The organism is Pseudomonas sp. FW305-20 (genome assembly GCF_058788075.1).
On the sequence record NZ_JBYTAJ010000006.1, the window covers coordinates 212,413 to 221,611 of the forward strand.

7 protein-coding genes are annotated in these 9,199 nt (G+C 59.6%); 5 read left to right on the forward strand and 2 right to left on the reverse strand.

From position 1 onward, the window contains the following. Nucleotides 1–14: 14 nt before the first annotated feature. The 4 genes from alr to AC3WP4_RS07965 all read left to right on the forward strand — a co-directional run bounded on the left by alr (nucleotide 15) and on the right by AC3WP4_RS07965 (nucleotide 4,413). On the forward strand, nucleotides 15–1,088 hold the full coding sequence (gene alr / locus AC3WP4_RS07950) for an alanine racemase (protein WP_102614558.1): 1,074 nt from the start codon (nucleotides 15–17) through the stop codon (nucleotides 1,086–1,088). A 125-nt stretch (nucleotides 1,089–1,213) separates the two neighbouring features. Next, nucleotides 1,214–1,762 (forward strand): cupin domain-containing protein, encoded by a 549-nt coding sequence (locus AC3WP4_RS07955; protein ID WP_064680419.1) that lies wholly within the window; start codon nucleotides 1,214–1,216, stop codon nucleotides 1,760–1,762. A gap of 168 nt (nucleotides 1,763–1,930) precedes the next feature. Continuing rightward, on the forward strand, nucleotides 1,931–2,356 hold the full coding sequence (locus AC3WP4_RS07960) for a c-type cytochrome (protein ID WP_074871930.1): 426 nt from the start codon (nucleotides 1,931–1,933) through the stop codon (nucleotides 2,354–2,356). A 134-nt stretch (nucleotides 2,357–2,490) separates the two neighbouring features. Next, nucleotides 2,491–4,413, forward strand: coding sequence for an acetyl-CoA hydrolase/transferase C-terminal domain-containing protein (locus AC3WP4_RS07965; RefSeq protein ID WP_102614559.1), 1,923 nt, complete (start codon nucleotides 2,491–2,493; stop codon nucleotides 4,411–4,413). A gap of 127 nt (nucleotides 4,414–4,540) precedes the next feature. Here the strand turns inward: AC3WP4_RS07965 and AC3WP4_RS07970 are convergent, their stop codons facing one another. Together AC3WP4_RS07970 and rep are read right to left on the reverse strand one after the other, a co-directional pair. Beyond that, nucleotides 4,541–5,113, reverse strand: coding sequence for a xanthine phosphoribosyltransferase (locus AC3WP4_RS07970; protein ID WP_008150200.1), 573 nt, complete (start codon nucleotides 5,111–5,113; stop codon nucleotides 4,541–4,543). A 56-nt stretch (nucleotides 5,114–5,169) separates the two neighbouring features. Then, the gene (rep, locus tag AC3WP4_RS07975; RefSeq protein ID WP_056738697.1) at nucleotides 5,170–7,179 is read right to left on the reverse strand and encodes a DNA helicase Rep; all 2,010 of its coding nucleotides are present in this window, start codon (nucleotides 7,177–7,179) and stop codon (nucleotides 5,170–5,172) included. Nucleotides 7,180–7,442: 263 nt separating this feature from the next. On the opposite strand from rep, the gene AC3WP4_RS07980 reads away from it, so the two are divergent. Beyond that, complete coding sequence (locus tag AC3WP4_RS07980; RefSeq protein WP_102614560.1) at nucleotides 7,443–9,116, forward strand: putative bifunctional diguanylate cyclase/phosphodiesterase; 1,674 nt, start codon at nucleotides 7,443–7,445, stop codon at nucleotides 9,114–9,116. Nucleotides 9,117–9,199: the final 83 nt, after the last annotated feature.

Consider the following 9,199-nt stretch of genomic DNA (forward strand, 5'->3'; position numbering starts at 1 on the left):
AGAAGTCTGCCGCCATGCGTCCAGCCCGTGCCCTGATCGACCTTCAAGCCCTGCGTCACAACTACCAAATCGCCCGTGAAGTCACGGGGGCCAAGGCCCTCGCGGTGATCAAGGCCGATGCCTACGGCCATGGCGCGGTGCGTTGCGCCCAGGCGCTGGAAGCCGAAGCAGACGGTTTCGCCGTAGCCTGTATCGAAGAAGCGTTGGAGCTGCGAGCCGCGGGCATTCGTGCGCCGGTGTTGTTGCTGGAAGGTTTTTTCGAGGCCGATGAACTGTCGCTGATTGTCGAGCATGACTTCTGGTGCGTGGTGCATTCGCTGTGGCAGCTCGAAGCCATCGAGAACGCGGCACTGAGCAAGCCGATCACGGTCTGGCTCAAGCTCGATTCGGGCATGCATCGGGTGGGCTTGCATCCAAAGGATTATCAGGCGGGCTATCAACGGCTGTTGGCCAGCGGCAAGGTGGCGAAGATTGTTCTGATGAGCCACTTCGCCCGGGCCGATGAGCTGCACAGTCAGGCCAGTATCGAGCAAGTCGCGGTGTTCGAAGCGGCGCGTCAGGGCTTGTCGGCCGAGATCAGCCTGCGCAATTCGCCGGCAGTACTCGGTTGGCCGCAGATTCCAAGTGACTGGGTTCGCCCGGGCATCATGCTCTACGGCGCGACTCCGTTTGAAGAAGCCAACGCCGTGGCATCGCGCCTGCAACCGGTGATGACGCTCGAATCGAAAGTGATTTGCGTGCGTGAACTGCCGGCCGGCGAACCGATCGGCTACGGCGCCAAATTCATCACCCAGAAACCGATGCGCGTGGGCGTGGTGGCCATGGGTTATGCCGACGGCTACCCGCGTCAGGCACCGACCGGTACGCCGGTGCTGGTTGCCGGGCAGCGCAGCCAGTTGATTGGCCGGGTGTCGATGGACATGCTCTGCATCGACCTGACCGATGTGCCGCAAGCCGGCCTCGGTTCGACCGTCGAGTTGTGGGGCAAAAATATCCTCGCCAGTGACGTAGCGGCCGCCGCGGGCACGATTCCCTACCAGATCTTCTGCAACCTGCGCCGGGTGCCAATGCTCTATTCCGGGGCTTAGGTTAAAGCGCCCCGACCGAAAGTCGCTTCACCGAACAGGATTCAGGCCCAAGTGTTGTAAATACTGAACGCTGTCGCCATGATAACGCTCATATTCCAACAACCTGAATCCCGGAGGCTCCAGCATTGGACGTCGGTGAACGACTGCAATCGATCCGTAAGCTCAAAGGACTTTCCCAGCGTGAACTCGCCAAACGCGCGGGCGTCACCAACAGCACCATTTCGATGATCGAGAAGAACAGCGTCAGCCCCTCGATCAGTTCGCTGAGGAAGGTACTGGGCGGGATTCCCATGTCCATGGTCGAGTTCTTTTCCGAAGAGATCCTGCAGGAAAAACCGACTCAGATCGTCTACAAAGCCAACGAGCTGATCGATATTTCCGATGGTGCAGTGACCATGAAGCTGGTCGGCAGGGCTCACCCAAGCCGGGCCATCGCGTTCCTTAACGAAATCTACCCGCCAGGCGCCGACACCGGCGAAGAGATGCTCACCCATGAGGGCGAGGAAACCGGGATTTTGCTCGAAGGTCGACTCGAACTGGTGGTAGGGCTTGAAACTTTTGTGCTCGAAGCAGGCGACAGCTACTACTTTGAAAGTACAAAACCGCACCGTTTCCGTAATCCGTTCGATGCGCCAGCGCGACTAATCAGCGCAGCTACTCCAGCGAATTTCTAAGAAAGAGGCGTCCGGCAAGCATTGCGCAGGGGCCCGAGTCGTTTTTCCGCCACGTATAAGACCCCTCCGACTTTAGGGTTGTTTCAGTGTGGCGGGCTTATCGTTATACTTGCGCCCGCCTGCGAACCGTGGCCGTGGGCGTGACTAGCCACCATTGAGGGTGAACGCGTGAATCTAATTATGAAAATGCTGGCCGTACCAGCAACCGTATTGGCCCTTTGGGCAGTCAGCGCACAAGCTGCGACCAACGACGATATTGCCAAACGCCTTGAGCCAGTCGGCCAGGTTTGCGTTCAGGGTAAAGAGTGCAAGGGGATGGAAGTTGCTGCTTCTGCGGGTGGTGGAGATGCCAAGACCCCTGACTCAGTGATTGCAAAACATTGCAACGCTTGCCACAGCACTGGCCTGTTGGGCGCGCCGAAAATCGGTGATGCCGCAGCGTGGGGCGAGCGCGCCAAGAAAGAAGGCGGCCTCGATGGTCTGCTGGCGAAAGCCATCTCCGGCATCAATGCAATGCCTCCAAAAGGCACCTGCGCCGATTGCTCTGATGCCGACCTCAAGGGCGCCATCCAGAAGATGTCCGGCCTGAAATAAGCCTTCATCTTCATCAAAAAGCCGCTTTCGAGCGGCTTTTTTGTAGCTGCGATTTACGCCCGAGGCTGTTCATTGCAGCAAAGACCCGGCAAGCTCGGTCCAACCCCAATTCACGGAATGTAAGGGAGGATCAGATGGTGCAGCTGTGTTCTATCGAGCAAGCGGTCGATGATGTCTTGGCACGGTTGCCGGCGCATATCCACATGGGCCTGCCCCTCGGTCTGGGCAAACCCAACCACTTCGTCAACGCGCTGTTCCAACGCATCGCGCAATTGCCCGAGCGGCAGCTGACGATCTACACAGCCCTGTGCCTGGGCCGTCCTCCCTTGGGCGACGGTTTGCAAAAGCGCTTTCTCGAACCCTTCATCGAGCGGGTTTTTGGCGATTATCCTGAACTGGACTTCCTCGCCGACCTGCATCGTGACAGCCTGCCGCCCAACATTCATATTCAGCAATTCTTCATGCAGCCCGGCAGCCTGCTCCACAGCGCCCAGGCCCAGCAGGATTACGTGAGCAGCAATTACAGCCACGCCGCTCGGGACATCAACGCCGCCGGGTTGAACCTGGTGGCGCAATTGGTCGCCAGCCACAGTGAGCACCCCGACCGCCTGAGCCTGAGCTGCAACCCGGACATCACCCTCGACCTGTTCCCCATGATCGCCAAGCGTCGGGCGGCGGGGGAGACAATCCTGTTGGTGGGCCAGGTGCACAACGATTTGCCGTACATGCCGGGCGATGCCGAAATCGCTATCGACACGTTCGACCTGCTGATCGACAAGAAGGACAGCACCACGCTGTTCTCCACGCCGAACATGCCGGTGGGGTTTCAGGATCACTTCATTGGGCTGCACGCCAGCACGTTGGTGCGCGACGGCGGCACCTTGCAGATCGGCATCGGCGCCATGGGTGATGCCCTGACCGCTGCGTTGCTGGCGCGGCAGGCCGACAATGACGGTTACAAGGCGTTGCTGGCGGAGGTGAATCTCAGTCAGTGGGCGCAACTCATCGACCGCGAAGGCGGCGTCGAGCCTTTCGCCAAGGGCCTTTACGGTTGCAGCGAAATGTTCGTCAACGGCTTGCTGGTGCTGGCTGACGCCGGGATCGTGCGGCGCAAGGTCTACCCCGATGTACCGACCCAGCAACAGGCGAATGCCGGCACGCTGGATGAAGCCGCGCAGACTGACGGCATTTCGGTGCATGGCGGTTTCTTCCTTGGGCCGCGCAGTTTCTATGAACGCCTGCGCGAGTTGCCGCAGAGCAAGCGGCTCGAATTCAACATGACCCGTATCAGCTACATCAACGAGCTTTTCGGCCAGGAAGAACTCAAACGCCTGCAGCGCCTCGATGCGCGTTTCATCAACACCGTGTTCACCATGACCCTGCTGGGTGCCGGCGTCGCCGATCAGCTCGAAGACGGGCGAGTACTCAGCGGTGTCGGCGGGCAGTACAACTTCGTTGCGCAAGGCCATGCACTGGAAGGGGCGCGCTCGGTGTTGCTGCTGCGCAGTTGGCGCGAATCGGGCGGTGAGGTCAGTTCGAACATCGTCTGGGAGTACGGCCATTGCACGATCCCGCGACACCTGCGAGACATTGTGGTCACCGAGTACGGCATCGCCGACCTGCGGGGCAAGACCGATGCGGCGGTGATCGAGGCGTTGCTGAACATCAGCGACTCACGTTTCCAGCCGGGGTTGATCGAACAGGCGCAGGCAGTCGGCAAGTTGCCGAAGAATTTCCGCCTTGATCCACGCTTTGCTGACAACAGCCCGCAGCGCTTGCAGGCCATTCAGGCGCGGCATCCGCAGTTGTTCCCGGAATATCCGTTGGGCTGTGATTTCACCGCTGAGGAGAAGGATCTGTTGCGGGCGCTGAACTGGCTGAAGAGCAAGTTCAAGCTCACGGAAATTCTGGAACTGGGCAAGGCAGCGCTGGATGCGCCAGCGGCTTCGGAATTTGCGGTGCATCTGGAAAGGATGCAGCTGACGAAACCGGAAGGGCTGAAGGAGGATTTGTTTCAGCGGTTATTGCTGACCGGCCTGAAGGCCACTGCGCAGTAACAGTCACCACAAAAAACTGTGGGAGCGGGCTTGCCCGCGATGGCGGTGGAACAGCCAACATCAATGTTGAATGTTATGACCTCATCGCGGGCAAGCCCGCTCCCACAGGTTCGGTGATGCAGAGGGCTTATTCGATGAAGGTCACGACGCCGCCAGCCAGCGACTGAACGCGGGCCAGGGATTCAACGCGATAACCCTGGGCATCCAGTTCCGCACGGCCGCCCTGGAACGACTTCTCGATCACGATACCCAAACCAGCAACCGTCGCGCCGGCCTGTTTGATGATCGAGATCAGCGCTTGCGACGCCTTACCGTTGGCCAAAAAGTCATCAATGATCAGCACGCGGTCGCTGCTGGTCAGGTGGCGCGGGGAGATCGCCACGGTGCTTTCGGTCTGCTTGGTGAACGAGTAAACGGTCGCCGACAGCAGGTTTTCGGTCAGGGTCAGGGATTGATGCTTGCGCGCAAAAATCACCGGCACGCCAAGGTTCAGACCGGTCATGATTGCCGGCGCGATGCCCGAGGCTTCGATGGTGACGATCTTGGTGATGCCCGAATCCTTGAACAGCGAGGCGAATTCGTCGCCGATCAGCTTCATCAGGGCCGGGTCGATCTGGTGGTTCAGAAAGGCGTCGACTTTCAGGACTTGGTCGGAAAGCACGATGCCTTCTTCGCGAATTTTCTTGTGCAGTGCTTCCATGAAGCTTTCCTCTAAGGACGGCTATGCGCCTAAGGCTGGTTAAAAAGTAGTCGATTTTAGCGCTTTAACATCGCGCGTATGTCCGCCAATGCGGTATTGCCGCGAACGGCTTTGACTTCAACGGGTGTGTCGTCGGTGCCTTCCCAGGCCAGGTCGTCCGGTGGCAGCTCATCGAGGAAGCGGCTCGGCGCGCAATCGATGATCTCGCCGTATTGCTTACGCTTGGCGGCGAAGGTGAAGGCCAGCGTCTGACGCGCTCGGGTAATTCCGACGTAGGCCAGACGGCGTTCTTCTTCGATGGTGTCGGCTTCGATGCTGGAGCGGTGCGGAAGGATTTCCTCTTCCATGCCCATGATGAACACGTAAGGGAATTCCAGACCCTTGGAGGCGTGCAGGGTCATCATCTGCACACCTTCGGCGCCGTCTTCCTCTTCCTGCTGACGTTCCAGCATGTCGCGCAAGACGAGTTTGCCGATGGCGTCTTCGACGGTCATCTCGCCTTCTTCGTCTTTTTCGAGGGTGTTCTTCAACGCCTCGATCAGGAACCAGACGTTACCCATGCGGTAATCGGCGGCTTTGTCGCTGGAGCTGTTGGTGCGCAGCCAGTTCTCGTAGTCGATGTCCATGACCATGCTGCGCAGCGCCGAGATCGGGTCTTCGCCGGCGCATTGCTCGCGGACCTTGTCCATGAAGCGCTTGAAGCGCGACAGGCGATCGGTGAAGCGCGTGTCCAGATGCTCGCCCAGACCGATTTCGTCGGTGGCGGCGTACATCGAGATTTTGCGTTCGGTGGCGTAGTTGCCCAGCTTTTCCAGGGTGGTCGAACCGATCTCCCGGCGTGGGACGTTGATCACCCGCAGAAAAGCGTTGTCGTCGTCCGGGTTCACGATCAGGCGGAAGTAGGCCATCAGGTCTTTCACTTCCTGACGTCCGAAAAAGCTGTTGCCGCCGGACAGGCGATACGGAATCTGGTGGTGTTGCAGCTTCAGCTCGATCAGCTTGGCCTGGTAATTACCGCGGTACAGGATCGCGAAATCACTGTAAGGCCGGTCCGTGCGCAAGTGCAGGGTCAGCAATTCCACGGCCACACGCTCGGCTTCGGCGTCTTCGTTGCGGCAACGGATTACGCGAATCTCGTCGCCGTGGCCCATCTCGCTCCACAACTGCTTTTCGAATTCGTGCGGGTTGTTCGAGATCAGCACGTTGGCACAGCGCAAAATGCGGCTGGTGGAGCGGTAGTTTTGCTCCAGCATCACCACTTTCAGGGACGGATAATCGTCCTTGAGCAACATCAGGTTTTCCGGTCGGGCGCCGCGCCAGGCGTAGATCGACTGGTCATCGTCGCCGACCACTGTGAACTGGTTGCGTATGCCGATCAGTAACTTCACCAGCAAATACTGGCTGGCGTTGGTGTCCTGGTATTCGTCCACCAGCAGGTAGCGGACTTTGTTCTGCCATTTTTCGAGGATGTCGGCGTGTTCCTGGAACAGCTTCACCGGCAGCAGGATCAGGTCGTCGAAGTCCACCGCGTTGAACGCCTTGAGCGTGCGCTGATAGTGGGTGTAGACGATGGCGGCGGTCTGTTCCTTGGGGTTGCGCGCGTTTTCCAGGGCTTCGGGCGGCAGGATCAGGTCGTTTTTCCACGAGCCGATCATGTTCTTGATCTCGTCGACGCCGTCGTCGCCCGAGTATTCCTTCTGCATGATGTCGGTCATCAAGGCTTTGACATCGGTCTCGTCGAAGATCGAGAACCCCGGCTTGTAGCCCAGCCGCACGTGTTCCTTGCGGATGATGTTCAGGCCCAGATTGTGGAAGGTGCAGACCGTCAGGCCGCGGCCTTCGCCGCCCTTGAGCAAGGTGCCGACCCGTTCCTTCATTTCGCGCGCAGCCTTGTTGGTAAAGGTCATGGCGACGATGTACTGGGCGCGGATGCCGCAATTCTGGATCAAGTGAGCGATCTTGCGGGTGATCACGCTGGTCTTGCCGGAGCCTGCACCGGCGAGCACCAAAAGAGGGCCGCCGACGTAGTTCACGGCTTCTTGCTGCCGGGGATTGAGTCGGGACATACGAAATCAGGAAGTCGTTTGCGAAATGGGCCGGCATTTTAACAGGCTCAGCGAATTGTGCTGCTCTCTCCGACTTGTGACGCAGCACGCTATCTATATTTGCCGGTTTTGATACTTTCACGCAGGATGCGCGTTGAATGTGCGTCTATTGTTCGTTATTCAAGATACAAAGCCGCGTTTGATAACCGGGGTCATTTGGTCATTGGTTACCGGCGCTGCATAATGCCCGCCGCCTACATCTTTGCAGAGTCTAGGGAGCTAGCTTGTCTACGCCTGTCGAACCCTTGCGTTTGCTGCTACTGGCCGAAGAGCCAGCGTGGGCAGCGTTGTTGCGCGAGTGTCTGGCTCCGATGGGGAGCTCGACCGTGCTCATCAGCGCTCCGGGCTGGGAGTCAGTCAGCAGTCTGTTCGATGACAACCGCAACGCGGTGTTGTTGACGATTCCAGCGCTTCAACCTTTACCTGGCCGTTGCAGCCTGCCGACGGTATTGCTACTCGAACATGAGCCGCTGTTGCCGCCCGATGGTGTGAGTGACTGGCTGGTGCGCGATTTGCTCGATCCCGGCATGTTGCGCCGGTGCCTGCGGCATGTGCGCGAACGTGGCCTGCTGGAAAACACCCTGCAGCGCCTGGCCGAGCAAGACCCGCTGACCGGCATCGCCAACCGCCAGGGTTTCCAGACCTTGCTGGCGGCACGCCTGGCGGAAAACGACGGTCGCGGCCTGGCCCTCGGTCACCTCGACCTCGACAACTTCCGCCACGCCAACGACGCCCTCGGCCACCAGGCCGGTGACCGGCTGATCCTGCAAGTGGTCGCGCGGCTGAAAAGCCAGCTTGAGGCCAGCGATCAGTTGGCCCGACTGGGCAGCGATGAGTTCGCCCTGCTGATCGACACCCGTCGCGCGCCTCAGCGCGCCGAATGGATGGCCGAACGGATCACCGAAGCGCTGGCCGAGCCTTACTGGGTCGACGGCGAAAGCCTGTTGATCGGCTCCAGCCTCGGCATCGCCCACGCCCGGGCCCAGGCCGGCGCCGACCCGCTGATGTGGCACGCACACATCGCCATGCAACAGGCCAAAAGCACTCAAGGCTGTACCTTTCACATCTTCAACGAACGCATCAATCGCAATGCCCGCAGCATGGCCGACCTCGAAAGCGAGCTGCGCCGGGCGTTGCGCCGGGATGAGCTGGAACTGCATTACCAGCCTCGCCTGAACCTTGAGGACGGGCAGATCGTCGGCCTCGAAGCCCTGGTGCGCTGGCGTCATGGCGAGCGCGGCTTGCTGCCACCGAGCGAATTCGTGCCGCTGGCCGAGCAAAGCGGCTTGATTGTGCCGCTGGGTTACTGGGTAATTTCCCGGGCCTTGCGCGACATGCAAGCGTTGCGCGAACGGGGTTTGCCGGCGTTGCACATGGCGATCAACCTGTCGTTCCGGCAGTTTCAGGACAGCCAGTTACTCTCGACACTGAGCCGGCTGATTGCCGAGCGCGGCGTCGAGGCGCAATGGCTGGAGTTCGAATTGACCGAAACCGCGGTGATGCGCCGCAGCGATCTGGTGAAGCAGACCATGGATGCGTTGGGGCGTCTGGGTGTGCGCTTCTCCCTCGACGACTTCGGCACCGGGTTCTCTTCGTTCGTGCACCTCAACAGCCTGCCGATTACCTTGTTGAAGATCGACAAGAGCTTTGTCGGCGGCATGGAACAGCGCGAAGAGAATCGCAAATTGGTCCACGCGATGATCAATCTGGCGCACAACCTCAATCTTGAAGTGGTCGCCGAAGGCGTGGAAACGCCGGAGCAACTGGATCTGTTGCGCGGGTTTGGCTGCGATCAGGTGCAGGGGTATCTGATCAGCAAGCCGTTGCCGCTGGCGGAGCTGGTTGAGTACCTGACGTTCGGTAGCAATCAGCAAACCGCCCTGGAAGTCGTGAACTAACCCAATACCCCTGTAGGAGTGAGCCTGCTCGCGATAGCGGTGTATCAGTCAACATCGTTGTTAACTGATACACCGCTATCGCG

Excerpts from the sequence above, each read along its gene's own strand:
- alr (WP_102614558.1), top strand. The coding sequence starts at position 15 with ATGCGTCCAGCCCGTGCCCTGATCGACCTTCAAGCCCTGCGTCACAAC.
- AC3WP4_RS07970 (WP_008150200.1), bottom strand. The coding sequence starts at position 5,113 with ATGGAAGCACTGCACAAGAAAATTCGCGAAGAAGGCATCGTGCTTTCC.
- rep (WP_056738697.1), bottom strand. The coding sequence starts at position 7,179 with ATGTCCCGACTCAATCCCCGGCAGCAAGAAGCCGTGAACTACGTCGGC.
- AC3WP4_RS07965 (WP_102614559.1), top strand. The coding sequence starts at position 2,491 with ATGGTGCAGCTGTGTTCTATCGAGCAAGCGGTCGATGATGTCTTGGCA.